This window comes from Rhodococcus koreensis (assembly GCF_900105905.1).
GTDB lineage: Bacteria > Actinomycetota > Actinomycetes > Mycobacteriales > Mycobacteriaceae > Rhodococcus_F > Rhodococcus_F koreensis.
In genome coordinates this window covers 3,321,292-3,345,215 of sequence record NZ_FNSV01000005.1, presented here as the reverse complement: position 1 = coordinate 3,345,215, position 23,924 = coordinate 3,321,292, and the positions used below count along the sequence as shown (strand labels likewise).

At 69.2% G+C, this 23,924-nt stretch carries 20 protein-coding genes; 9 read left to right on the top strand and 11 right to left on the bottom strand.

From position 1 onward, the window contains the following. The first annotated feature begins 22 nt into the window (after positions 1 to 22). From BLV94_RS19725 to BLV94_RS19710, 4 genes are read left to right on the top strand one after another with little or no spacing between them, the layout of a single operon-like run. Positions 23 to 850, top strand: a complete 828-nt coding sequence (locus BLV94_RS19725) for an FAD binding domain-containing protein (protein WP_072944770.1) — start codon at positions 23 to 25, stop codon at positions 848 to 850. Next, a complete protein-coding gene (locus BLV94_RS19720) occupies positions 847 to 3,564 on the top strand; it encodes a molybdopterin-dependent oxidoreductase (protein WP_072944769.1) in 2,718 nt (905 codons plus the stop codon). The genes BLV94_RS19725 and BLV94_RS19720 overlap by 4 nt, the downstream gene beginning before the upstream one ends. A 17-nt stretch (positions 3,565 to 3,581) precedes the next feature. Then, the gene (locus BLV94_RS19715; protein ID WP_072944767.1) at positions 3,582 to 4,568 is read left to right on the top strand and encodes an antibiotic biosynthesis monooxygenase; all 987 of its coding nucleotides are present in this window, start codon (positions 3,582 to 3,584) and stop codon (positions 4,566 to 4,568) included. Positions 4,569 to 4,590: 22 nt separating this feature from the next. Then, positions 4,591 to 5,058 carry an SRPBCC family protein gene (locus tag BLV94_RS19710; RefSeq protein WP_072944765.1) on the top strand — a complete coding sequence of 156 codons (468 nt, stop codon included), beginning with the start codon at positions 4,591 to 4,593 and terminating at the stop codon, positions 5,056 to 5,058. Positions 5,059 to 5,067: 9 nt separating this feature from the next. Here BLV94_RS19710 and BLV94_RS19705 read toward each other — a convergent pair whose 3' ends face one another. From BLV94_RS19705 to BLV94_RS19685, 5 genes are all read right to left on the bottom strand, one after another. Further along, entirely contained in the window at positions 5,068 to 8,247 is a 3,180-nt protein-coding gene (locus BLV94_RS19705) for a multicopper oxidase family protein (protein ID WP_072944898.1), read from the bottom strand. Positions 8,248 to 8,333: 86 nt separating this feature from the next. Beyond that, on the bottom strand, positions 8,334 to 9,530 hold the full coding sequence (locus BLV94_RS19700) for an ABC transporter permease (RefSeq protein ID WP_072944763.1): 1,197 nt from the start codon (positions 9,528 to 9,530) through the stop codon (positions 8,334 to 8,336). Then, entirely contained in the window at positions 9,527 to 10,423 is an 897-nt protein-coding gene (locus BLV94_RS19695; protein ID WP_072944761.1) for an ABC transporter ATP-binding protein, read from the bottom strand. The genes BLV94_RS19700 and BLV94_RS19695 overlap by 4 nt, the downstream gene beginning before the upstream one ends. A gap of 29 nt (positions 10,424 to 10,452) precedes the next feature. Next, a complete protein-coding gene (locus tag BLV94_RS19690; protein WP_072944759.1) occupies positions 10,453 to 10,992 on the bottom strand; it encodes a hypothetical protein in 540 nt (179 codons plus the stop codon). Continuing rightward, on the bottom strand, positions 10,985 to 11,290 hold the full coding sequence (locus BLV94_RS19685; protein WP_072944757.1) for a helix-turn-helix transcriptional regulator: 306 nt from the start codon (positions 11,288 to 11,290) through the stop codon (positions 10,985 to 10,987). The genes BLV94_RS19690 and BLV94_RS19685 overlap by 8 nt, the downstream gene beginning before the upstream one ends. A gap of 144 nt (positions 11,291 to 11,434) precedes the next feature. On the opposite strand from BLV94_RS19685, the gene fdxA reads away from it, so the two are divergent. Beyond that, positions 11,435 to 11,761 carry a ferredoxin gene (gene fdxA, locus BLV94_RS19680; RefSeq protein ID WP_005244047.1) on the top strand — a complete coding sequence of 109 codons (327 nt, stop codon included), beginning with the start codon at positions 11,435 to 11,437 and terminating at the stop codon, positions 11,759 to 11,761. Here fdxA and BLV94_RS19675 read toward each other — a convergent pair whose 3' ends face one another. Beyond that, complete coding sequence (locus BLV94_RS19675; protein ID WP_072944755.1) at positions 11,762 to 13,402, bottom strand: ABC-F family ATP-binding cassette domain-containing protein; 1,641 nt, start codon at positions 13,400 to 13,402, stop codon at positions 11,762 to 11,764. 68 nt (positions 13,403 to 13,470) lie between these two features. Then, a complete protein-coding gene (locus tag BLV94_RS19670; protein WP_072944753.1) occupies positions 13,471 to 14,064 on the bottom strand; it encodes a class I SAM-dependent methyltransferase in 594 nt (197 codons plus the stop codon). 138 nt (positions 14,065 to 14,202) lie between these two features. Here BLV94_RS19670 and BLV94_RS19665 point away from each other — a divergent pair, with 138 nt between their 5' ends. Further along, positions 14,203 to 15,051 carry an aldo/keto reductase gene (locus BLV94_RS19665; RefSeq protein WP_072944751.1) on the top strand — a complete coding sequence of 283 codons (849 nt, stop codon included), beginning with the start codon at positions 14,203 to 14,205 and terminating at the stop codon, positions 15,049 to 15,051. Between the two features lie 58 nt (positions 15,052 to 15,109). Here the strand turns inward: BLV94_RS19665 and BLV94_RS19660 are convergent, their stop codons facing one another. Next, on the bottom strand, positions 15,110 to 15,550 hold the full coding sequence (locus BLV94_RS19660) for a cupin domain-containing protein (RefSeq protein ID WP_072944896.1): 441 nt from the start codon (positions 15,548 to 15,550) through the stop codon (positions 15,110 to 15,112). Positions 15,551 to 15,701: 151 nt separating this feature from the next. Between BLV94_RS19660 and BLV94_RS51585 the strand changes: the two genes are divergently transcribed. Together BLV94_RS51585 and BLV94_RS19655 are read left to right on the top strand one after the other, a co-directional pair. After that, positions 15,702 to 15,830: a hypothetical protein gene (locus BLV94_RS51585; RefSeq protein WP_009478066.1), complete on the top strand. Its 129-nt coding sequence runs from the start codon at positions 15,702 to 15,704 to the stop codon at positions 15,828 to 15,830. Positions 15,831 to 15,834: 4 nt separating this feature from the next. Then, positions 15,835 to 16,206 (top strand): hypothetical protein, encoded by a 372-nt coding sequence (locus BLV94_RS19655; RefSeq protein WP_072944749.1) that lies wholly within the window; start codon positions 15,835 to 15,837, stop codon positions 16,204 to 16,206. Here the strand turns inward: BLV94_RS19655 and BLV94_RS19650 are convergent. Together BLV94_RS19650 and BLV94_RS19645 are read right to left on the bottom strand one after the other, a co-directional pair. Continuing rightward, positions 16,166 to 18,283 (bottom strand): MMPL family transporter, encoded by a 2,118-nt coding sequence (locus BLV94_RS19650; protein WP_072944747.1) that lies wholly within the window; start codon positions 18,281 to 18,283, stop codon positions 16,166 to 16,168. The two genes, BLV94_RS19655 and BLV94_RS19650, sit on opposite strands and share 41 nt — an antisense overlap. Positions 18,284 to 18,340: 57 nt before the next feature. After that, entirely contained in the window at positions 18,341 to 21,619 is a 3,279-nt protein-coding gene (locus BLV94_RS19645) for an ATP-binding protein (RefSeq protein WP_072944745.1), read from the bottom strand. 66 nt (positions 21,620 to 21,685) lie between these two features. Here BLV94_RS19645 and BLV94_RS19640 point away from each other — a divergent pair, with 66 nt between their 5' ends. Continuing rightward, on the top strand, positions 21,686 to 22,360 hold the full coding sequence (locus tag BLV94_RS19640; protein ID WP_072944743.1) for a hemerythrin domain-containing protein: 675 nt from the start codon (positions 21,686 to 21,688) through the stop codon (positions 22,358 to 22,360). Here the strand turns inward: BLV94_RS19640 and BLV94_RS19635 are convergent. Then, positions 22,333 to 23,826, bottom strand: a complete 1,494-nt coding sequence (locus tag BLV94_RS19635; RefSeq protein WP_072944741.1) for a phospholipase D-like domain-containing protein — start codon at positions 23,824 to 23,826, stop codon at positions 22,333 to 22,335. The two genes, BLV94_RS19640 and BLV94_RS19635, sit on opposite strands and share 28 nt — an antisense overlap. Between the last annotated feature and the right edge of the window lie 98 nt (positions 23,827 to 23,924).

The following is a 23,924-nucleotide window of genomic DNA, read 5'->3' as shown; positions in this document are numbered from 1 at the left end:
ATTCCCCGAGTGGAGCAGTCATATGGACCTCAACACCATCACCGATGTCGTGCGGCGCCCACCCGACCGGCCGGGTGCGCAGTGGCGGGACGGCGACGCGTGGCTGGCCGGGGGAACGTGGTTGTTCTCGGAGCCACAACCCGGCCTGAGCAGGCTCGTCGATCTGACGGCGCTCGGCTGGGATTCGCTGGTGCCGGGCGATGCGGGTCTGGAGATCGGGGCGACGTGCACGGTGCGTGAACTGTATGCCTTTGCGCCGCCGGGCGACTGGCTCGCCGACTCGCTGTTCGCAACGAGTTGTGAGGCGTTCCTGGCGTCGTTCAAGGTCTGGAATTCGGCGACGGTGGGCGGCAACATCTGCATGTCGCTGCCCGCGGGCCCGATGATCACGATGGCCGTCGCACTCGAGGCGACGTACACCCTGTGGGCGGCCGACGGGTCCGAGCGCACCGTGGACGCCGCCGACTTCGTCACGGGCAACCACGAGAACATTCTCTCGCCGGGTGAGATCCTGCGGCGCATCGACATCCCGGCCGGCGCCCTGCGCAAGCGTCACGCGCACCGCCGCTTCACGCTGACACACCTGGGCCGGTCGACACTGTTCATGATCGGCACCCGGTCGCCCGATGCCGACGACCTGCTGCTCACGATCACGGCGGGCACCACGCGTCCGATCCGGTTCGCGTTCGACGCCGTGCCCGGCGCCGAGACGCTGCAGCAGAGCATCGACGCTTTGCCCGAGGACGTGTGGTTCGACGACCCCAACGGCACCCCCGACCATCGTCGTCACCTCGCGAAGCATTACGCCGAGGAGATCCGGACCGAACTCGCGGCAGGAGGTCGGCGATGACGTACACCGTCAACGGCAGGACGTTCGACGAGGAGCCGAATCCCGGACAGTGCCTGCGGACGTTCGTGCGTTCGCTCGGTCATCACGGCGTCAAGAAGGGTTGCGACGCAGGCGATTGCGGAGCGTGCACGGTGTGGCTCGACGGCGATCCGGTGCACAGTTGCATCACACCCGCGTTCCGGGCCGAGGGACGCGAGGTGACCACCATCGAGGGCCTCGGTTCACCGGACGACCTGCATCCGTTGCAGCGGCAGTTCCGGGACGCCCCCGGGTTCCAGTGCGGATTCTGCACCGCGGGGATGATCATGACCTCGGCGACGTTCACCGACGCGCAGAAAGCCGACCTGCCCCGCGCATTGAAGGGCAATCTGTGCCGCTGCACCGGCTACCGCGCGATCGAGGACGCGGTGAACGGTGTCGCCGCGATCGAGGTCGCCGAACCGGGCCGGGCCGTCGGCACCAGCGTCGGGGCGCCCGCGGCCACCGACGTCGTCACGGGCCGCGCCCGATTCACGATGGACACCGACATCGAGGGCCTGCTGCACATGAAGGTGCTGCATTCGCCGCACGCCCATGCCCGCATCGTCTCGATCGACACGGCGGCGGCGCTCGCCGTCCCCGGAGTGCACCGCGTGTACACGTGGGAGGACGTGCCCCGGAAGCTGTACACGACCGCGATCCACACCGATCACCTCGTCGACCCCGACGACACGTACATCCTCGACGACACGGTCCGCTTCGTCGGACAGCGTGTGGTCGCGGTGGTGGCGGACACGGTCGGCGCCGCGGAGGAGGGCTGCCGCAGAGTGGTCGTCGAGTACGACGTGCTGCCCGCGGTGTTCGACCCGGAGGAGGCGATGGCCGACGGCGCACCGCAACTGCACGGTTCGGATGATCCGTTCGTCCAGGACCCCGTGCGCAACATTCTGCTCGAGCTGCACGGTGAGGTGGGGGACATCGAGGCCGGGTTTGCCGAGGCCGACGTGATCCACGAGGGCACGTACTTCACGCCGCGTGTGCAGCATGCGCATCTCGAGACGCACGGGTCGATCGCCTGGATGGAGGACGGCCGCCTGCACGTGCGCACGAGTTCGCAGTCGCCGTCGATCGCGAAGGTCAAGCTGGCTCACCTGTTCGACCTGCGTCCCGACCAGCTGCGGGTGTTCTGCGAGCGGGTCGGTGGCGCGTTCGGCGGCAAGCAGGAGGTGATCACGGAGGATCTGGTTGCGCTCGCCACCCTCGACACGGGCCGGCCGGTCTCCCTCGAGTTCACCCGGGAAGAAGAGTTCACGACGGCGTCGCCGCGGCACCCGATGAAGCTGACGGTCAAGCTCGGCGCCCGATCCGACGGCACGCTCACGGCGTTCCAGGTGCGCAACGTGTCGAACACGGGCGCGTACGGCAACCACGGGGGCGAGACGTTGTTCGCCGCCGGGGCAGCGATCTCGACGTACCGGTGCCTCAACAAGAAGTTCGACGCGTACTCCGTCTACACGAACACCGTGCCCAGCGGGGCGCTGCGCGGGTACGGCATGACGCAGCCCGCGTTCGCGGTCGAGTCCGCCATCACCGAGTTGGCGGTCGCGCTCGGCATCGACGCCGTCGAGTTGCGGCGCCGCAACATCGTCCGCCCCGGCGACTCACTGGTGGCGATCGAGGACGGGCCCGACGACGTCGTGTTCGGGGAGGACGGGCTCGGGCAGTGCATCGACCTCGTGGACGCCGCATTGGGACGGACCGGGAACGGGCAGGTGCTGGGCGAGGATTGGCTCGTCGGCGTGGGCACCGCGTGTGGCCTTCACGAGACCGCGCCCCCGACCGAGCACATCTCCGAGGCGTGGGCGACGCTCGGCGAGGACGGCGTGTACGAACTCGCCGTCGGCACCGTCGAATTCGGTGAGGGGACGTCGACGGCGCACGTGCAGATCGCGGCCACCCAGCTCGGCACGACGCCGTCGCGGGTGCGTCTCGTGCAGTCCGACACCGACCGCACGGGTTTCGACACGGGGGCATTCGCCAGTGCGGGGCTCTTCGTCGCGGGCAACGCCGTGTCGCAGGCGTCGGAAGCGCTGCGCACCCGCATCCTGGCGTTCGCCGCCGCGCACACCGGGGTCGATGTCGCGTCCTGCTCGATGGACGACGACGGGGTACTCTGCGACGGCACACGTGTGCCGTTGACCGAACTCCTCGACGCCGCCCGCCCCCGCGGCATCCGGTTCACGGAGGCGCGCAAGGCGTACGGGTCGCCGCGCAGCGTCGTCTCCAACGCCCACGGTTTCCGCATCGCCGTCCATCGGGTGACGGGCGAGATCCGCATCCTCGACAGCGTCCAGGCCACGGACGCCGGGGTCATCATCAACCCGGTGCAAGTGCGCGGCCAGATCGAGGGCGGCGTCGCCCAGGGCATCGGATTCGTGTTGACCGAGAACTTCCACGTCGACGACAACGGTGTGATGACCAACCCCAACCTGCGCAACTACCGCATCCCCACCTTCGCCGACGTTCCCCGGACCGAAGTGCTGCTGGTCGATTCTTCGGACTCCGTCGGGCCGATGCGTGCGAAGGGAATGGCGGAGTGCTGCATCAACCCGGTGGCGCCTGCACTGGCCAACGCGCTGGAAGACGCGACGGGCGTGCGCTTCCGCGAGTTGCCGCTCACCCCCGAGCGCATCTACAGCCGTATCGGCGAGAACCGATCGGTTCCGACGACCTGAGCCGTGAGGAGAGGGCGATGGACACCGAGAAGCCCACCGAGAAAGTCGCCGGCAACGCCGCGACGGTCATCATCGGCCAGAAGGTGCGTGCCGGTTCCGAGGAGGCCTTCGAGGCCTGGCAGCGGGACATGAACGCGGCCGCGTCCCGCTACCCCGGTTTTCTGGGCGCCGAGATCTCCGCACCCACCGCCGTGCAACCCGACTGGGTGGTGGTCTACCGCTTCGATTCCGTCGCCCACGTGCAGGCGTGGATCAACAGCGCCACCCGGCAGGACCGGCTGGACGCGGGGCAGCCGTACTTCGACGGCCCCGCCACCCAGCAGGTCATCACCGGTGGCGGCGTGCGGGAAGCGGATCCGCTCGTGACGGTCGTCGTGACGCACCGTGTCCGCCCCGAACACGTCGACGACTTCCTCGCCTGGCAGGACCGACTGCGCCTGGAGGAGAGCAGGTTCGACGGCTTCCGCGGGAGCGAACTGTTCCGCCCCGTCGAAGGTGTCCAGGACGAGTGGACCGCGCTGTACCGCTACGACAACGCCGCCGACCTCGACACGTGGCTCACCTCGGCGACACGTCAGGAGCTGCTCGCGGAGGGCGAGAAGTTCCACGACTTCGAACTGCGCACCATCGACAACTCGTTCGGCAGCTGGTTCGCGTTCGACGAGAACGGCCACGAGGCGCCGCCGCCGTCCGAGACCAAGACCTCGATCGCGGTGTGGGTCGGCCTCTATCCCACGGTCGTGATCCTCACCCTCGCGCTGTCGCCGCTGAAGATGCCGCTGTGGCTCGGCCTGCTCGTCGGAAACCTGCTGTCCAGCTTCATCATGAGCTTCGTGACGATGCCGTACTACGTGAACCGGATCCTGGGGCACTGGCTGCGGCCGGCCCAAGGCGTTCCCGAAGCGAGGACGAACCGTCGAGGGCTCGCCGTCGTCGCCGGGGCTATGGTGTTCTGGGTCGTCGTCTTCTATCTGGTGACCACCCAGTTCTGGACCCTGCCCTGACACCGAGAGAAACGGGTGCCACATGTCAGCCTCGGAAATCCGAGTGAGCCGAACGATCGACGCGCCCGCGAGCGCGGTCTGGAATGTCCTCACCGACCTGGACAACGCGGAGTCGGTTCTGAGCGGCGTGGAGAAGCTCGAGCGGCTGGACTCGACGAAATACGAGGTCGGCACGCGGTGGCGTGAGACCCGGGTGCTGTTCGGCAAGTCCTCGTCCGAGGAGATGTGGGTCGCGGAGATCGACCCGGAGAAGCGCACCGTGGTGAAGGCGTCGTCCCGCGGCGCCGACTACACGACGGTGTTCACCCTGACGCCTGCCGGCGACGGCACCACCCTGACGTTTCACTTCTCGGCGGAAGCAACCGGTATGGGTGCCTTTTCGCGATTCCTGATGAAGGTGTTCGGCTCCTTCGCGCTGAAGGCCACCACCAAGATGATCCGTCAGGATCTCGACGACATCGCGGCCGCCGCCGAGAAGCGGACCGCCTGACACCGGCACCTACCGGCCGCCGAGCGGCACGGAACCAGGCGCTGCGGGCAGCGCGGGCAGGGCGCCCAACGGGAGTGGTACCAGCGTCGTGGCCTGGGGGTCGGGGCGGCCCAGCCCGAACTTGCGCACCTCGGCCCCGCCCGGCCCGGCGCCGCTGACGAGCAGGTCGGCGCCCGTGGTGGTGCTGGTCGTGGCGACCTGCACGCCCGTGCCCGGAGTGCCGCCGGCGAACGGTGCGAACGACGCGATCTGGGTGAACACGACGTCGCCGGAGTGGTGGTCCGGGCTCTCGAGATACATGCCCGGCTCACCGTCGAGGCGTGACCCACTCGACCACACCCGGACGGTGCCGTCGCCGCCCAGCATGCCGGTGACGATGCTCTTGGCTCCGCCCTCGGCGCCGGCCACCCACCCCGTCGAGAGGGAGACACCGCCGAGGTAGTTCTCGTCGAAGGCCAGGAACTCCGACGTCGCCCTCGGTCCGCCGGTGTGGCCGGCGTGCTCGTCCGCGGTGCCGTCGGCCTGCGCCGCGGCGGTGGGCTCGAACAGGTCGTACCGGAACGTCTTCACGCGAGGCGCTTCACCCGGCCCCGGGGCGGTGACGATGCTCGCCCGGCCCGAGGCGGTGTCGACCAGGCCCGTCGCGACGGTCACCCCGGACTGCGAACCGGGGTAGGGGGTGAACGTCGAGAAGGTCTCGGGTGCCGCGCCCTCGTCCGTGGGCAGGGTGGACGAGAACACCTTCACCTGCGTCTCGGTGCCGGGCCCGGTGCCGGCGATGATGTTGTCGGCCAGCGCGTTTCCGTCGATGTCCGCACCCGCGACGTTCACGCCCCCGCGGAAGCCGTCGTCGAACGGGGCGAACCGGGTCAGCTCGGCGGTGAACGGGCCGGAGCCCACATCGTTGCCGTCGTACGCGACGACCTCCGGTGCCACGCCCGCACCGGTCCCGGCGACGAGGTCGAGGATCATGTCGCCGTTGACGTCGGCCATCGCCACCGTCGGGGTGCCCTCGAACGCCGGGAACGGGGTGACCGCGGCGATCACCTTGTCGCCGTTGCCGTCGTGGACCTGCACGGTGGCGGGGGTGCCCGCCGAACCCGGCACCGCCACCGCGTACGTCGACACCTCGGGGATCACGTTGACGGTGGCCATCAGTCCGTTGTCCTCGTGGTTGAGGCGGTGGCAGTGGATCACGAAAGTGCCGGTGTACTCGGTGAATTTGGTGCGCAGCGTCACCGATGCGGGCACCAGCGGATTCTCGTTCGCGTCCGTGACGGGCGCGGGCACGTTGACGTTGTCCTCACCCCACGGCTGCACCCCGGTCCTGGTGCCCGCGATCGGATCGACGATTTCCATCACCTGGAAGTCGTTGACGTGGATGTGCATCGGATGCTCGTCGTTGTTGAGGTTCGTGATCGACCATTCCTCGACCGAATTGAGGCGCGGCTGGATCAACGGGATGTTCGGGAACGTGTTGTCGTCGAACTCGTACGTGAACGCCTTCGGGTCGCTGTTGCTGGCCTTCTCGTTGCCGAACCCGCCCGACACCGTGAGCGTGCGCTTCACGTCGGGTGTCATCACCGACGTGTCCACGAACGACGTGTAGGCGTCGAGGTTCTGGCCGGGCTCGAACGGTGTGGTCCGGCCTTCGCCGCTGTCGGGGGTGACGTGCACGAGAGTCTGGGTGGGGAAGGTGAAGAAGCCGTCGGCGTAGCTGATGACCGACGGGTCGACGGTCACCGTGCCCAGTTCGGCCGGCGGGTTGCCGGTGCCGTTGTTCGTGTAGAGCACGCCGGGATTGGTGACGGGTTTCGCGCCGTCCAGCGGCGGCATGTCGAGCACCAGATCGCCGGTGTCCGGCATCGTCACGGCGATCGCGTACCGCGACCCCGGCGGAATGACGAGCCGGGTTCCGTCACCGCCGACCGGCCGCTGCACCTGGGTGAAGGGGTTGCCGTCCTGGCCGACGATCGAGAACTGGGGATGCTCGCCCGTCGCGGTCTCGGTGAGCCGCAGCGGCATGTACGCGAAGTCGCTGATGTTGGCCAGCACCCAGATCTCCGTCTGGCCCGGCTTCAGCTTCAACTCCGGCTGGAACTGCCCGTTGATCGTGTACTGCACGTCGCGCTCGTTGTCGGGTAGCGAGGGATCGGCGGGCACGTTCGTGGAATCACTGCGGAAACTCTGCAGATTGCCCGGCACGAACTGGTTCTGACCGCGGTGATTCGCCGGGGACAGCGGACCGGCATACCAGTTGGTGACGTACTGGGCCCCCTCCGTCGTGTCGGCGAAGTTCACCGGGGCGAGGCTCGGCGAGTACGTGCCGTCGGCCAGCTGGGATCCCTCCGGGGGCTTCAGCGTGCTCACGAACTGAGGCCAGTTCGGGTCGTTCAGCTGGTGGCCGTTGCCTTTACGGTCGAAGACGAAGTTGTACTGCAGCGCCATGTCGCGGATGGGAACGTCGTTCTGCGTCACCAGGGGAAGGTTGCCGTCGGGCCTGCCGATCTCCAGCAGTCCCGCGAGCCCCGCGTACGTCTGCTGCGCGGTCATCGTGTGACGGTGGCTGTGGTACCAGTACATGCCGTTCGGCATGTCCTTCGGCACCGCGTAGTCGTAGACGTTGCCCATCCCGGCGGGGATGTCGAGCAGCACGTTGTCGGCGTTGCCGTCCGGGCTCACGTGCAACCCGTGGGTGTGCAGGTTCAGCGGCGCGGACTCGAGGGCCGGCGGATAGATCGGGACCTCCCCGCCCGCCGGCGTGAACGCGGGGTCGTAGAAGTCCTCGATCGTCAGGTTCCGGAGATCGTTGTCGTAGTGGATGATCAGGCGCTCACCCGGATCGACGCGCAACGTCGGTGCCGGGTAGACGTCGTCGCCCGTGGTCGAGCCGTTCGAACTGGTGCCCTGCAGAACCTCGTACCCGAAGACCAGGAAGTTGGACACCGGTTCCGAGACGGTGTCGAGGTCGACCGTGCCCTGATGGGCCGACAGCCGGACCTCGAGCACCCCGTTCTCGCTCGACAGCTTGACCGGCTCCGTGTAGGCGACCGGGGTGCCGTCGGGGCCGGCGTTGCCACCGCCCGCAGTGGTCGGCTCGTCGGACGTGCATGCCGTCAGCAGCAACGTCATGCACGCGACCACGGCGACGGCGAGGGCGACGATCGGCTTCCGGCGACGGACGACCATGGTGTTCCCCGTTCCGAAACGGCAGCTGAGCAGCATCGATCGACGATTCGAAGACTACCCGGGGAACTTGGCTGGGCACCGGGAATTCACGACCTCCCCAGCGCCTCCCTCCACGACACGACCTTGCCGATCCGCAGGATCGAGCGCTGGTAGATCTTCGCGGCCAGCACGCTGAGTGCGGCGGTCACCGCGAGCATCAGGGCGATGGTGACGACGACCTGGACCGGGGACGCCACGCCGGCGGCGATGCGCAGCGGCATCAGGATCGCCGAGAACGGCGGAATCCAACTGAGGACGTTGCTCAGGGTGCCGTCCGGGTTGCTCACCGACGAGAAGGCGCTGAAGAACATGATGACGATCAGCACCATCAGCGGTGACGCGGTGGCGTTGACATCCTCCTGCCGCGACACCATCGACCCGGCCGCGGCGTAGAGGACGGCGAAGAACGCGAATCCGAGCACGAACCAGCCGAGCGTTCCGGCCAGCACCCCGAGCGCCGTCCCGGTCACGGTGAGCACGCCCGTCGCGAGTCCGGCCGCGACCCCGGCCACACCGTAGGCGGTCAGCTGGACGAGTCCGACCGCGCCGATGCCGATCACCTTGCCCCACAGCAGTTGCAGCGGTCGGAGCGTCGACAGGAGCAGTTCCACGACGCGGCTCGACTTCTCCTCGACCACACCCATCGCCACGTACATGCCGAACATCATGATCTGCATGTACAGCAGGACGACCACGGCGACGGAGAGGGCCACGCGCTGGCCCTTCTCCGGGTCGGGCGGGTCGAGAGCGTCGACGGTGACGACCGCCCCGCCGGTCGCGGCGGCGAGTTCCGCGGGGTCCACACCCCGCGCGGCGAGGGCGCCGGCCTGAGCCTGCTGCATCACGGCCGCGTCGATCACGGTGCGAAGCCCGGAGCTCAGCTCGGATTCGGTGACGGCCGTGACCGATCCGCCGGTGCCCGGAATCAGCGCGACGTCGAGGTCACCGCCGCCCACCTGGTCCCGTGCGGCCTGTTCGTCGGCCGCCGGGACGACGTCGACCGGGGTGCCGGTCGCGTCACCGGTGGCGACGAGAACCGGCGCGAGCGACTGGTCGCCGACGAGTCCGACGGTGGCCCGGTCTTCGTCGCCGCCCGAGAACAGCGAATACGCGACGATGCCGCCCACGATGGCCAGCAGGATGATCACGTTGCTGATGACGAAGCTCTTCTTCGCCACCTGGGTCAGGAATTCGCGGCGGGCGACGAGGCCGATCGCGCGGGCGGGACTCACGGGGGCGCTCATGCGGTGACCACCTCTCGGAACAGATCGGTCAGAGTGGGCCTGTGCAGCGAGAACTCGTGCACCGGACCGGTCTTCAGGGCGGTGTGCAGGACCAGCTGATCGTCCACGTGGTCGTCGAGCGACAGCAGGGTCCGGCCGTCGAGGTGACTGATCGTGGTGACCCCGTCGAGGTGATGGGCCCACCCGACCGGCGCCTCCGGCGCGTGGACTTCGAGTCGGGCGTTGCCGCCGCCGCGCAGTTCGTCGACGGTGCCGACGGCACGCATCCGGCCGTGGCTGATGATGCCCACGCGGTGGCACAGGCGCTGGACGAGTTCGAGCTGATGGCTCGAGAAAATCACCGGCACTCCGGTGTTCGCCTTCTCCACCAGTACGTCGCTCATGACGTCCACCGCGACGGGGTCGAGCCCGGAGAAGGGTTCGTCGAGAACCAGCACCGCGGGGTCGTGGACCAGCGCGGCGGCCAGTTGTACGCGTTGCTGATTGCCGAGCGAGAGTGCGTCGACGGTGTCGCCGACACGGTCCGCGATGCCGAGGCGCTCGGTCCAGCGGGCGACGGCGTTCCGCGCCGCGGAGCGGGAGATGCCGTGCAGTTCGGCGAGGTAGGCGAGTTGCTTGCCCACCTTCATCTTCGGGTACAGCCCGCGTTCCTCCGGCATGTAGCCGATGGTGCGCCGCACGTCCAGGTCGACCGGCTTGCCGCTCAGCCGGACCTCGCCGGAATCGGCGGACAGGACGCCCAGCGCGATGCGCATGGTGGTGGTCTTGCCCGCGCCGTTGCTGCCGACGAAACCGAAGATCTCACCGGGGCGGACCTCGAAGGACAGGTCGTCGAGTGCGACGACGTCACCGTACCGTTTGGAGATGCCGTCGATCGTGAGGGTGTGAGACATGGGTCCTTCCCATCTGGAGGCGGATGTTCCTACGAGGCCAGGTCGTCGGGCTCGGGGTCGGGTCGGGTCCAGCCGAGGATCATGGCCGGCGTGCAACCCCCGACCATCAGCGCGGTGACGACGAGCAGTCCCGCGGCGTACGGCACGTTGCTGTGATCGACGTCCAGCGCACCGACGAAGATCAGGTACATCGCCGGAAGCAACGTCAGCAGCTGGGTGACCGTGAGTCCGATCGAGCGGGCACTGTTGCGCTGCTGGATCTCCCACTCGTCGAGAGCGTCGCGCGGCGCGTCCCCCTGCCGTCCGGACACGATCTGGAGCATCGTCCACAGCGGGAAGAACAACAGGCACGCGGGCAGCCAGAGCAGCGGACCGACCGTCATGTCGACATGACACACGATCCCGACGGCGGTCATGAACACAAACGTCACCGCGAGGGCGACCACCAGGATTCGCCTGCGGCTGCGCGTCCGCCACTGCGGCAGCCAGGTGCGGTAACGGCTTTCGTTCTGGAGGAATCTGCGCGTCCGGAACCCCTGGTACCTCTCGATCAGATTGGTCTCAGGCATGGGAACTCTCCCCGCTTCCTGTCGTGGACGGCGGTCGGTCGGTGCGGTACAGCTCGGTGGACAGGGGCCCGAACTCGGTGCGGGAGAAGATGGCCTCCACCGGCAGTTCGAACACCCATGAGATACGGAACGCCAGGTCGAGGCTGGGGTAGTGGTCGCCCCGTTCGAGTGCGCCGACGGTCTGGGGGTTGACGTCGATGAGTCCCGCCAGCTGAGCCCGGCTCATCCCGCGTTCGGCGCGCAGGACGCCGATGCGGTTGTAGATGGGCAGGGAGTCCCCGCGCCGTACTGGGCTCATGCAACAAAGTGTTGTGAAAACCCAACAGTTTGTCAACCGTGGGCAACAGGCCCGGGCGCCGAAATGACAGGTTGACCCTGGGGAATTGAGTGGCAGAGTAGAGGCGATTCGCGCAGGACGGCAGGAAAGGACAGGATTACAGACGTGACGTACACCATCGCGGAGCCCTGTGTCGACGTTCTGGACAAGGCATGCATCGAAGAATGTCCCGTCGACTGCATCTACGAAGGCGGTCGGATGCTCTACATCCACCCCGACGAATGCGTCGACTGCGGTGCCTGTGAGCCCGTCTGCCCCGTCGAGGCGATCTTCTACGAGGACGACGTCCCGGACCAGTGGGTCGAGTACACCAAGGCGAACGCCGACTTCTTCGACGACCTGGGATCGCCCGGTGGCGCCGCGAAGCTCGGGAAGGTCGACTACGACCCGCCGTTCGTCAAGGCGCTGCCGCCCATGGCCGAGGGCGACTGACTACTCCTCGGACAGCCGGCCGCCGTCCATCCGCCAGCGGCGGGTGCTGCGCGTCGAATCCAGCATCCGCCGGTCGTGGGTGACGAGCAGCAGCGTGCCGTCGAAGTTCTCCATCGCCTGCTCGAGCTGTTCGATCGCCGGGAGGTCCAGGTGGTTGGTGGGCTCGTCGAGCACCAGCAGGTTCACGCCCCGCGCCTGCAGCAGGGCGAGGGCGGCGCGGGTGCGTTCGCCGGGCGACAGCGACGCCGCGGGCCGCAGCACGTGGTGTCCCTTGAGGCCGAACTTCGCGAGCAGCGTCCGCACGTCGGCATCCGGCCAGTCCGGGACCTGCGCCGCGAACGCGTCGGACACCTTCTCGGCGCCCTCGAACAGGCCGCGGGCCTGATCGATCTCGCCGATCGCCACACCCGAACCGAGTGAGGCGGTGCCCGCGTCCAGGGCGACCTTGCCGAGCAGCACCTTCAGCAGGGTCGTCTTCCCGGAGCCGTTGGCGCCGGTGACGATGATCCGGTCACCCCAGTCCACCTGAGTGGTGACTGGGCCGAACGTGAACTCGCGGTCCCCGCCCCACGCGACGGTGGCGCCGTTCGCCGTCGCCACGACCGAACCGCTGCGCGGGGCGGCGGCGATCTCCATCCGCAGTTCCCACTCCTTGCGCGGCTCCTCGACCACCTCGAGCCGCTCGATCCGGCGTTGCGTCTGCCGGGCCTTCGCGGCCTGCTTCTCGGTGGACTCGGTGCGCAGCCCCTTGCCGATCTTGTCGTTGTCCTTCGCCTTGCGGCGCGCGTTCCGGACTCCGTGCTCCATCCAGTTCCGCTGCATCTGCGCGCGGTCCTCGAGATCCGAACGGGTTCCGGCGTACTCCTCGTACGCCTCCCGGGCATGCCTGCGTGCGATCTCCCGTTCGGCGAGATACGAGTCGTAGCTGCCGTCGTAGACCGCGATCTGCTGCTGCGCGAGGTCGAGTTCCACGATGCCGGTCACGGTGCGCGCCAGGAATTCTCGATCATGACTCACCACCACCATGGCTGCCCGGCTCTCGGCGACGAAACGCTCGAGCTGTTCGAGCCCCACGAGGTCGAGGTCGTTGGTCGGCTCGTCGAGCAGCAGCACGTCGTACCGGGACAGCAGCAGCGACGCCAACCCGGCGCGCGCGGCCTGCCCACCGGACAGCGACGTCATGTGCGCGTCGAGCGGCACCCCCAGCCCGAGTTCGCTCACGACCTTCTCCGCGCGCTCGGCGAGGTCGGCGCCGCCCAGTGCCAGCCAGCGTTCGAGGGCGGGGGAGTAGAGATCCTCGTCCGACTCGCCGAGTGTTTCGGCGGCCGCGTTCATGGTGTGCTCGGCCTCGGTGACCCCGGTCCTGCGGCCGAGGAAGTCGAGGACCGTCTCGCCGACGATTCGATCGGGCTCCTGGGCGAGGTAGCCGACGGCGGCGTCGGGCGGGCTCAGCACGATGCTGCCCTCCACGTCCGCCGAGCCGACCCCGGCGAGGGCGGTCAGCAGCGTCGACTTGCCGGCACCGTTCGCCCCTACCAGTCCGGTCACGTCGCCCGGGGCGACGGTCAGGTCGAGGCCGGCGAAGAGGGTGCGCTCACCGCGCGAAGCCGACAGTCCGCTGATGCGCAGTGTTGCAGTCACCTGGAGATTATCCCCCCGCCCGTGAGTACTTATTAACCGCGGGCGGTTAACAAGTACTCACGGGCGCGTCAGCGCTTGACTAGGCGGAACCAGCGCGGGTCGGCCTTCTTGAGTGGTCCCGGCATGCCGGTCGTGTCGGCGTCGACGTCCGACACGAGTTTCCACTTCTCGAACGTGCGCTCCACGTCGGAGCGGGACACACCCCGCGGCAGCGGGCCGCGATGTCCCGGCCCGAACGCGAACATCAACAGCGTGGCGTGCGGTTCGGTCACCGTCGTGACGTTCTCGGCGTACGCGACCCGGGCGTGGTCGCTGAGCCCGTGGTAGCACCCCACGTCCAGGATCAGGTGGTACCCGCGACCGACGGCGTGCTCGAGGTCGGTGGCGTCCGCGTGCATGAACCGCACGTCGACGCCCGCCTTCCGTGCCTTGGACCGCGCCTTGTCGAGGGCCAGCTGGACGGTGTCGATCCCCGTCACCTGCCACCCCCGCCGGGCCATTTCGATGGCGTGGTCACCGGTGCCGCATCCGATGTCGAGGACCTCGCCCGGTGGTGCGTCGAAGGGATCGATCAACGTCTCGATCTGGTTCCCGAAGACCCGGCCCGCCTTCACCCAGGGCGTGATCTTGAACCGATAGGCCAATGTGTATCCGAGGCCCATGTCCGCCCCTTTCACCGGGCGCGTCACCACCTGAACGCCGATGCCGTCGGATTACCCGGTGATACCGAAACGACACGCGAAAGTCCACATTCTGAGACGCCGGGAACATCCGGTCCGGGTGCCCGGTTGGACAGTCCCATGGGTTTCAACAATGCACAGAGTCCTGTACCTACGGTCACGCTCAACGACGGGAACAGCATTCCTGCGCTCGGCTTCGGCGTGTGGCAGGTGCCCGACGACGAGAGTTACGCCGCGGTCACCGAGGCACTGAAGGCCGGGTACCGCAGCATCGACACCGCCAAGATCTACGAGAACGAGACCGGAGTGGGCCGCGCGCTCGCGGACTCCGGCATCGCCCGTGACGAGTTGTTCGTCACCACCAAGCTGTGGAACGACGACCAGGGTTACGACTCCACGCTCCGCGCGTTCGACGACAGCCTGAACCGGCTCGGCCTCGACTACGTCGACCTGTACCTCATCCACTGGCCGGTGCCGTCCGCGGACCGCTACGTCGACACATTCAGGGCCTTCCAGAAGATCAAGGCCGACGGGCGTGCGCGGTCGATCGGTGTCTCCAACTTCACCCCGCAGACCCTCGACCGTCTGATCGCCGAGACCGGCGAGGTGCCCGCGGTCAACCAGGTGGAGCTGCATCCGCGGTTCAACCAGGCCGACCTGCGTGCCTTCCACACCGGTAAGGGCATCGCGACCGAGGCGTGGAGCCCGCTGGGGCAGGGCACCGTCCTCGAGGACGAGTCCATCGCGAAGATCGCTGCCGCGCACGGTAAGACGACCGCGCAGGTGATCATCCGCTGGCACCTGCAGATCGGCAACGTCGTCATCCCCAAGTCGGTGACGCCGGAGCGCATCGCCGCCAACTTCGACGTCTTCGACTTCGAGTTGACCCCCGACGAGATCAACACGATCGGTTCGCTGACCCGGACCGACGGCCGCATCGGGCCCGACCCGGACGCGTTCGGCGCGTAGCACCCGTGCGCCTTTCTGGTAGCTGGAGCAACCAGAAAGGCGCACGAGCGCGAAGCGCCTAGAGCTGGAAGTCCGCGAAGTCGAAGCCCGGGGTGACGACGCAACTGACGAGGGTCGGTTGGTCGCCCTCGGGTTTCGCGCGCTGCCAGTGCCGCGGCGGGACGAGCAGTTGCGGTTGCTGACCCGCCGCGACGTCCGCGCCGAGGATCAGCGCGTCGGGGGCGGCGGGTTCGCTTCCGTCGCCGCCGAGTTCGAGCCGCAGGGGGCTGCCCCGGTGGTACATCCAGATCTCGGCGCTGCGCACGCTGTGCCATGCCGACTGCTGTCCGGGCATGAGCAGGAACAGGATCGCGGTGCCCGCCGACCGCGGCCCCGGATAGTCGTCCGGCAGGCTCGCCTCCGGGATGGTGACGTCGCTGCGCCACGTCTCGCGGTACCAGCCGCCTTCGGGGTGCGGGGCGAGGCCGAGGGTTCGGGCCCACTCCGGTAATTCCGTCATGGCCGCCATTGTGCCGCCCGGCGCAGCGTCCGGGGGTGGGGTTGTACCACCCCTGAGGTGTCTTATCTCGAGGGCCGGGAGCAGCGAGAGTCGTAGGTGTTCAGAAAGCGGGGGCACGACATCCCGTACACCATCGACGACAGGAGACAACATGCTCGGAATCATGCTCGGATTGGGCGGAGCCGCAATCGGACTCGGAATCGGCGTCATGGCCCTCGGGGTCGGCCTGCTCCTCAGTGACGCGACGATCAAGCACGATGTCGGCGAACTCCCGGACTGACTCCGTGTGGGTCGACACCAGTCGGGGGCGGGTGCGGGCGCGAACAGCGGCCCGTACCCGCCACCCGTTGGCGTGGTTTCACTCCGTTCTGACCCGCAAGCGCGGGGTTGCCGTCCAGGCGCCGCCTGCCAGTGCGAGCGAGGTGCTCGACCGCCTCGCCGAGATGCCGGTCAGCGTCTGGACCTACGGTTTCGATCACGAGTCGGTGCGGCACCTGGGCCCGATGGCGCAGGATTTCGCCACCGCGTTCGGGCTCGGTTCCAACGACCGTCGCATCGCCATGGTCGACGCGAACGGGGTGTGCATGGCGAGCATCCAGGCCCTGTACCGGCGGGTCATCGCGCTCGAAGCGGAAGTGGAGCGCCTGCGGGCGTAGCCGCCCCGCTCCCGTCCCCGCCGGCTGCCGCCGCGCGGCGTCCGCCCGGCCGCCACCAGTTGGCGTCACCCAGCAGGTACATGGTCGCGGGCACCAGCACCATCCGCACGATCGTCGCGTCGATGAGGACCGCGGTCGCGAGACCGACGCCCATCATCTTCACGGTGACGTCGCCGTCGAGCGCGAACCCGGCGAACACCGCGACCATGATCGCCGCCGCGCTCGTGATGACCCGGCCCGTCGACGCCAGTCCCTCGACGACGCTGCGGTGCGAGTCGCCCGTGGCGAGCCAGCGTTCACGGACCCGGGAGAGCAGGAACACCTCGTAGTCCATCGACAGTCCGAACAGGATGGTGAACATGAGGATCGGCACCCAACTCGACACCGGAAGCGCATGGGGGAGCCCGAGCAGCTGTGCACCCCAACCCCATTGGAACACCATCACCATGACGCCATAGGCCGCGGCCACCGACAGCAGGTTCATGGCGGCCGCCTTCACCGCGACCACCGGCGCGCGGAACACGAACGTGAGCAGCACCACCGACAGGGCGACGACGAACGCGATCACCAGCCACAGCCGTTCGGCGAGGCGGGCCGAGATGTCGGCGAACACGGCGGTGAGTCCGGTGACCTGGACGCCGTCGGCGGCGTCGGACCGGATCCTATCGAGCAGTTCGGTGCTGCGGGGATCGCTGGGACCGGTGGTCGGCTGCACCGAGACGAGTGCGGCCGTCGAATCGGCGTTCATCAGGACGGGCGTCACGGACGCCACCCCGGGTTCGGCCGCGAGGTCACGCACGATCGACGGAAGCTCGGCTGCCGGAACCTTGTTCAGGTCGACCGCCACCATCAGCGGCCCGTTGGCGCCGGGCCCGAACTCGGAGTCGATCAGGTCGTAGGCCTGACGGATCGTGTTGGCGGCCGGTGCGCTGCCCGCGTCCTGCGGCCACGTACGCATGCCCAGCACCGGCGCGGCCAGGAGCAGCAGCACGCCGAGCGCCGTCAGCGCCCACAGCCACGGGCGGCGGCTCACCCGGATCGCCCACCGTTCGGTCAGCGGCGACGTCGTGCGACGTTCGGCCCGGGCACGGGACCGTGTGCCGAGCACCCGCGTGCCCGCCAGCCCGCACAGTGCGGGCACCAGCGTGACGGAGGTGAGCATGACGATGCCGACCATCGCGAACGTGGCGTAGCCGAACGACGCGTACATCGGCAGCCCGGACAGCCGCAACCCGAACAGGGAGACGAGGACCGTGGTCCCGGCGAAGATCACCGACGTCCCGGCCGTGGAGTTGGCGGCCGCGACGGCGTCTCGGACCGGCATCCCGGACCGCAGGCCCTCGGTGTACCGGGTGACGAGCAGCAGCGCGTAGTCGATTCCGACGCCGATGCCGACCATCGTCGCGATGGTCGGTGCGATGGTGCTGATGCCGGTGAATCCGGCCATGATCGTGATGAGGCCGGACCCGATGCCCACCCCGACGAGCGCGACGGCCAGGGGCAGTCCCGCGGCCACCACGGAACCGAACGCGAACACCAGGATGATCAGCGCCAGGATCATGCCCACCGCCTCGGCGGTGCCCGACGGCTTGGAGATGTTCTCGGGCACCTGCCCGCCCAGTTCCACCTCCAGTCCCTGCGTCCGGGTGCCGGCGACCGCGGCCTCGAGTGCGTCGACGCCCTCGCTGCCCTGGAAGTCCGTGACCGGGATGCGGTAGTTGAGGCTGATCACCGCCGTGTCGGAATCCTGGGACAGGCGGGGCGGCGACACGGCACTCACCCCGTTCACGTCCGCCAGCCTGCTGCCGAGATCGGTGAGGACCTCGGGGGCGAGCGGGCCCGTGTCGGAGTGCACGACCACCCGGGCGTCCGCCCCCGACATCTCCGGGAACCGTTCGCTCAGCAGATTCGTCCCCTCCTGCGACGGCAGACCGGGCACGTTGTAGTCGTCGTGGTTGGTACCGCCGAACGCGGACGCGGCGGCGAACACCAGGACGAGCAGCGTCAGCCACGCGGCGATCACCCGCCAGGGACGGGTCGCGGCGGCCGCGCCGACGCGGGCGAGCAGGGAACTCATGGGGAAGCCTCCAGGAAAGCCGGATGGTTCGGTCACCTCCGACTGTGCGCCCGGCCGCTAGTGACCCACTTGGAACTCGCTTGGCTGGGTGGTCACCCGGGTGCGGGCGGCGTCGATCCAGGCCGGGCAGCCGCAGCGTTCGGCCAGTGCGAGCGCCGCGGCGTAGTGCGTGCGTGCCGCCCCGGTCCTGCCGAGGAGCATCTCGAGGTCGCCGAGGATGGTATCGACGGGCCCGACCGCGAACGCCGCAGTGTCGCCGCCCCCGATCTGGCCGCTGTAGGGGCTCAGTTCCGCGTGCACCGCCGCCGCCTCGTCCCGCTCGCCAAGCCCGGCGACGACGACGCCGCGCAGCGACATCATGAGGGAATGGAAGAAGTCGCGGCGGACGGGGCGGAGGTGGCGCCTGACCTGACGCGCCTGCTCCGGTTTGCCGTTGCCGAGAAGGGCGAGGGCGTGCAGATCGGCGAGCACGTCCGTCGCTGCACTGTCGACCGTCGCGATCACGGCCTCGAATTCGCCGGCCCGGCCCTCGGTGAGCCGCAGCGTGAACACCGCGAGGGCGAAGACGCTGTCCGCGTCGAGTCCGGCCCGGACCATCAACTCGTGGCCCCGCTCGTAGTGGCGTTCCGCCGCGGCCAGGTCGCCGGTGAGGTGCGCGACCATCCCGCGGTTCATCTGGCGGGTCGCCTGCGCCTGCTGGAACCGGTACCGGTCCGCCAGTGCCGACTGCAGGCCCATGTGATGTTCGATCGCCGGGATGTCACCGTTGCCGGACGCGATCTCGGCCAGCAGGTGATGGCCGAGCATGGTGAACACCGGTAGCTGCGTCCGGTCGCCGATCCGGAGCAGTTCGTCGCCGATGACCTGGTCGCCGAGTGTGCTGGTCGGCGAGCCGGTGCCGGCGTGGACGGCGCAGAGCACCAGCCCGAGCAGCACCGGATCGTCCAGGTCGCGGGCGAGGACCTCGGCCTCCCGGACCGCGGACCCGGTGCGCTCGTGATCCTCCGCCCCGATCTCGTGGACCAGCGTGACCAGCAGCCGGCACCGCACCGCCGGCTCCGGTTCCTCGTCCCGCAGCAGGGCCTCGATCAGGTCCACGACGGCCGTGTCCACTTCGCCGTAGCGCCGGTTGATCCACGGCGTCGGGGTGTCGACGAACGCGAGCACCCGGATCGCCAGATCGGTGCGGCCCGCGTCCCGGGCGAGCTCGAGGGCCCGCTTCCGCGAACGGGCCCCGTCCAGTCCGATGCCGGCGGCGAGTTGGGTGCGGCTGAGCTCGGTGAGGATGTCGACGCGCTCGTCCACGGACGCGGCGGCGTCGGGCGGCAACCGGTCGGCCGCGCGGAGGGCGTCGTTCAGGAAGCCGATCTCGGCGTCGTGGGCGTAGCGGTCGGCCGCCTGCGCCGCGGCCGCGACATTGTGGTCGAGGGCCTGCCGTGCGGTCGCGGCGGACAGCGCCTCGGTGAAATGGTGCGCGAGCGCCGCGACGTCGTGCGGTCGCAACTCCTCGAGTGCGGACCCGACCCGGGCGTGCCAGCGGCTCCTGCGCAGGCGGGTGAGGTCGGAGTAGAGCGTGTCGCGGACGAGGGCGTGTGTGAAGCGGACGGTCCCGGCGCGCGGCTCGCCGAGCAGTCCGGCGATCACGCCCGATTCGAGTGCGTCGAACACGGCGTCCTCGCCGACTTCGGCGGCCCGGGTGAGGACGTCGACGTCGGATTCGCGGCCCACCACCGCGGCCAGTCGCAGGACGGACACGGTCAGTTCGGGGAGGCGGGCGATCCGCCTGCGGAGAACGTCCCGGACCCCCTCGGGCACCTCCGACGTGGCCACCAGTTCGCCTTCACTGTCCAGGAGCCGGGCGCTTTCCTGCAGGTAGAACGGGTTTCCGCCGGTCCGGTCGGCGAGCGCGCGGAGGATATCGGGGTCGGGGTCGCGGCCCGACACGTGCCGGATCAGCTCCGCCGACTCCTCGGGTCCGAGTCCGCCGAGGCGGATGCGCGTGGGTTGCAGCGACGCGAGGTCGGCGAAGCAGTTCTCCAGGTTCGCGTCGACCTCGTCCGGGCGGAACGCGAGGATCAGCAGGATCGGCGACCGCTGCTGGGCGAGCCGCACGAGGATCGACAGGGTGTCCTCGTCGGCGCGGTGGACGTCGTCGAGGACGACGGCGAGCGGGCCGTGATCGCGGACGGTCCCGAGGTAGTCGGCGACGGCACGGTGCAGCAGGAACCGTCCGCTCGGGTCGTCCGGCCGCGCCGCGTGCGAACGGTCGTCGGCGAGCAGGGGCGCCAGCGCGTCCGCCTCGGCACCGGGGTCGACCGTCTCGTGCAGTGCCCGCAGGATTTCCACCCACGCCCAGGCGGGCGGGGCGCCGTCCACCTCGGGGCAGCGGCCCACCGCCACCTGCCACCCGGCGGCGTGCAGGGTGCGACGGAACCGGCGCAGCAGGGACGACTTCCCCGATCCGGCGTCGCCGCCGAGGAGGACCACGGGGGTACCGGGATCGCTCATCAGGTCGGTCAGGGTCGCCAATTCCGCGGCGCGGCCGAGGAACCACGGGGCCGGGGCGGTGTCGAGGGGCACCGCGGCGGGTGCCGGTGCAGACGGGACGGTGCCCGTGAGGATCCGGCGTTCGAGTTCCGTCAGACCGGGACCGGGGTCGAGGCCCAGTTCGCTCACCAGCCTGCCGCGGGCCTCCCGCAACGCGGCCAGGGCGTCGGCCTGACGCCCGCTGCGGTGCAACGCCAGGGCGAGCAACCGCCACCCCTCTTCCCGGAGCGGATGGTCCCGGGTGAGGGACTGCGCGTCGAGTACCGCGCCCGCGGCGTCGCCGGACGCGACGGCGGCGGCCACCACCCGTTCGCGCGCCACCACCCGCAGTTCCTCGAGCCGGGCGATCTCGGCGAGCGCCCAGTGCTCACCGGCTACCTCGGCGAACGCCGGCCCCCGCCACAGGCCCAGCGCCCACTCCAGGTCGGCCCGCCCGGTGCCCGCGGCGGAGCGGACCAGGCTCTCGAACTCCCACGCGTCGACCGCGGACGAGGGCAGGGTGAGCGCATAACCGGGGGCTCGGCTCACCAGGACGGTCGAGTCCGCCCGCGGCGCGCGGCGCGGCTCCAGCGCCCGCCGCAGATTGGAAATGTATGCCTGAAGTGCACCGACGGCCCGCGCCGGGGGAGCGCCGTGCCAGAGGTCGTCGACGAGCCGATCCACCGGAACCACCTCGCCGCGCGCGACGAGCAGCAGGGCGAGCACGGCCCGCTGGCGGGGGCCGCCGAGGTCGACTGCCCCCGATTCGTCCTCCGCCTCGAGCGTCCCGAGTACTCGAATCCGCACCATCGTGCCAAGCGTAAGCACTAGTGGCTTCCAAGTGCTCTCCAAGACGCCGAACCGACCCTTGATCGCATGACAACTCCGACTGCTCACACGACCCGCCCCGACACCCGCGAGATGGTGGTGGTCCACAACTGCTTCCGCCGCCAGTTCGCCGCGCTGCCCGCGCTCGTCCGCCGGGTTCCCGCCGGCGACGCCGCCCGGGCCGGGGAGGTGGTGGCGTTCTTCGAGGAACTCGCCACCGCCCTCCACCACCATCATTCGAGTGAGGACGACCTGCTGTGGCCGAGACTGCTCGACCGCGCGCCCACCGACGCGGCGCTGGTACTGCGGATGGAGGAGCAGCACGAACGCATCTCCGAACTGCTGTCGCTGGCGCAGTCGCAGGGCGCCGCGTTCACGGTGGATGCGGTGGACGGCGAACCGCTGGCGAAGACGCTGACCGCGCTGTCCGCGGCGCTGGGCGAGCACCTGGACGAGGAGGAGCGGCACATCCTCCCGTTGGCGGAGCAGTTCATGACGCTCGCCGAGTGGCAGGAGATGGGTGACCGCGGCCGCGCGTCGATCCCCAAGGACCGGCTGCTGGTGTTCCTCGGTTTCATCCTTCAGGGGGCGACACCCGAGGAGCGTCGAATGTTCCTGTCGGAGATGCCTTTCGCGGCCAGGATGGCATGGTCGATCCTGGGGCGGCGGGCGTTCCGCAAGGACTACCGGCGCATCTACCGCACCGAACCGGCGGCCTTCTGACGCCGGATCACCCTGCGCCGCAACCGGCCCCGGCTGGTCCGTTCCCAGAAGCTCGGCGGTTTGCGTTCGGGATCCATCAGTTCGTTCTCGGCCAGCGGGCTGTCCTCGTCCTCGACCGTGTCCGGCTCGAACTTCTCCAGGGTCCGGCCGCCGCCGCGCAGCGCCTCGACCGTGCCCAGGAGCGACGACGTCTCGGTCAGCGTGTCCTCGAACAGCCCGGCCGGGACACCGAGGTGCTCGCAGACGAGCTGACGGCGAATGCCGAGGATGGTCGCCCGCAGTTCGTCACCGTTCGCCGTGTCCGCGGTGACCTCGACCGCGAGATCGCATTCGGAGTCGAATCCCATCGACCGGTTGTTGAGGTTCGACGAACCCACCCGCAGGAGACGGTCGTCCATCACCAGCACCTTGGCGTGGACGTAGATCGGTTCACCGCCCGCCGTGACGGGGTAGTAGACGCCGAGCCGGTTCCCGGTGTCGGCCCGCCAGAGCAGGTGCAGCAAGCGGCGGCGGGCGCCGTCCATCGCCTTCTGTTCGAGCCAGCCGTCGGCGTTGCGCGGCAGCACCAGCACGATCTCCGGCCCGTCCGGTTCGCGGAGTCGCGCGGCGATCGCCTCGGCGAGGGTGCGCGACGCCAGGTACTGACTCTCGATGTACAGCGACCGCTCGGCGCCGGCGATCGCCGCCAGATACAGGGCTTCGATCTCCCGGACCTCGTCCCGGTCGTCCAGCTCCGGCAGCGTGCGTGCGACGCCCACGTCGACGCCGCGCATCGTCGGCTCCAGCCCCTCCGGCCACGGCGTCCGTCCCACGATCTCGTCGACCGCCGCCAGATCCTGCCCCGTGGCCGCCTTCCACCGGGTGCGGGCCAGTTCGCCGATGGCCTTCGCCGCGTCCCCGTCGACGGCGGTCGTCGCGTCGTGCCACGGCCCGTACCGCTTGCCGTTCGGCTGCGTCCGGTAATGGTTGCGGTCCCGATGTTCGGGGGTGTCCCACCGGTCGACGGTCATGTCGATGCCGCCGCAGAACGCGAGCGCGTCGTCGATGACGACGATCTTCTGGTGGTGCGCCGAACCGATCGGGTGGGCGGCGTCGAGTTCGAAGTGCAGGCGGCGGTCCGTCACCCAGTTGACCACGAAGATCGGGGTCATCCCGCGTCCGATCGCGGTGAAGGCCCCGATATTCCATTTGAGCAGGTAGATGTCGAGATCCGGACGTTCGCGCGTCAGCCAGGCCAGGAACCGGCCGAGTTGATTGGGCCCGTCGAGCGTCTTCTCGTCCGGTTCGAACTCGATCCTCGTGTCGAAGTCCCAGCCGATGAGGATGATCCGCCTGCGCGCCTGCAGCATCGCGGACTTGGCGTGGCGGAAGTAGTCCGCCGCGTCGACGATGCACGCGAGACGATCGGCGCGGGCAACCTGCCAGCAAGTGTCGCCGGGAGTCAGGATCGGGCTGTCGTCACTCATGTCTCTTCTGCTCTCCCGGTCTCGTGCGTCCCGCTTCCCCGCGAGTGGACGATTCACAGTACTGTGCCGCCCCCGCGCAGCTACCGTTGAGAGGTGCG

What these genes read in the sequence shown, in the direction of transcription:
- BLV94_RS19725 (WP_072944770.1), top strand. Translation starts at nt 23, where the DNA reads ATGGACCTCAACACCATCACCGATGTCGTGCGGCGCCCACCCGACCGG.
- BLV94_RS19720 (WP_072944769.1), top strand. Translation starts at nt 847, where the DNA reads ATGACGTACACCGTCAACGGCAGGACGTTCGACGAGGAGCCGAATCCC.
- BLV94_RS19715 (WP_072944767.1), top strand. Translation starts at nt 3,582, where the DNA reads ATGGACACCGAGAAGCCCACCGAGAAAGTCGCCGGCAACGCCGCGACG.
- BLV94_RS19710 (WP_072944765.1), top strand. Translation starts at nt 4,591, where the DNA reads ATGTCAGCCTCGGAAATCCGAGTGAGCCGAACGATCGACGCGCCCGCG.
- BLV94_RS19705 (WP_072944898.1), bottom strand. Translation starts at nt 8,247, where the DNA reads ATGGTCGTCCGTCGCCGGAAGCCGATCGTCGCCCTCGCCGTCGCCGTG.
- BLV94_RS19700 (WP_072944763.1), bottom strand. Translation starts at nt 9,530, where the DNA reads ATGAGCGCCCCCGTGAGTCCCGCCCGCGCGATCGGCCTCGTCGCCCGC.
- BLV94_RS19695 (WP_072944761.1), bottom strand. Translation starts at nt 10,423, where the DNA reads ATGTCTCACACCCTCACGATCGACGGCATCTCCAAACGGTACGGTGAC.
- BLV94_RS19690 (WP_072944759.1), bottom strand. Translation starts at nt 10,992, where the DNA reads ATGCCTGAGACCAATCTGATCGAGAGGTACCAGGGGTTCCGGACGCGC.
- BLV94_RS19685 (WP_072944757.1), bottom strand. Translation starts at nt 11,290, where the DNA reads ATGAGCCCAGTACGGCGCGGGGACTCCCTGCCCATCTACAACCGCATC.
- BLV94_RS19670 (WP_072944753.1), bottom strand. Translation starts at nt 14,064, where the DNA reads ATGGGCCTCGGATACACATTGGCCTATCGGTTCAAGATCACGCCCTGG.
- BLV94_RS19665 (WP_072944751.1), top strand. Translation starts at nt 14,203, where the DNA reads ATGGGTTTCAACAATGCACAGAGTCCTGTACCTACGGTCACGCTCAAC.
- BLV94_RS19660 (WP_072944896.1), bottom strand. Translation starts at nt 15,550, where the DNA reads ATGACGGAATTACCGGAGTGGGCCCGAACCCTCGGCCTCGCCCCGCAC.
- BLV94_RS51585 (WP_009478066.1), top strand. Translation starts at nt 15,702, where the DNA reads ATGCTCGGAATCATGCTCGGATTGGGCGGAGCCGCAATCGGACTCGGA.
- BLV94_RS19650 (WP_072944747.1), bottom strand. Translation starts at nt 18,283, where the DNA reads ATGAGTTCCCTGCTCGCCCGCGTCGGCGCGGCCGCCGCGACCCGTCCC.
- BLV94_RS19645 (WP_072944745.1), bottom strand. Translation starts at nt 21,619, where the DNA reads ATGGTGCGGATTCGAGTACTCGGGACGCTCGAGGCGGAGGACGAATCG.
- BLV94_RS19640 (WP_072944743.1), top strand. Translation starts at nt 21,686, where the DNA reads ATGACAACTCCGACTGCTCACACGACCCGCCCCGACACCCGCGAGATG.
- BLV94_RS19635 (WP_072944741.1), bottom strand. Translation starts at nt 23,826, where the DNA reads ATGAGTGACGACAGCCCGATCCTGACTCCCGGCGACACTTGCTGGCAG.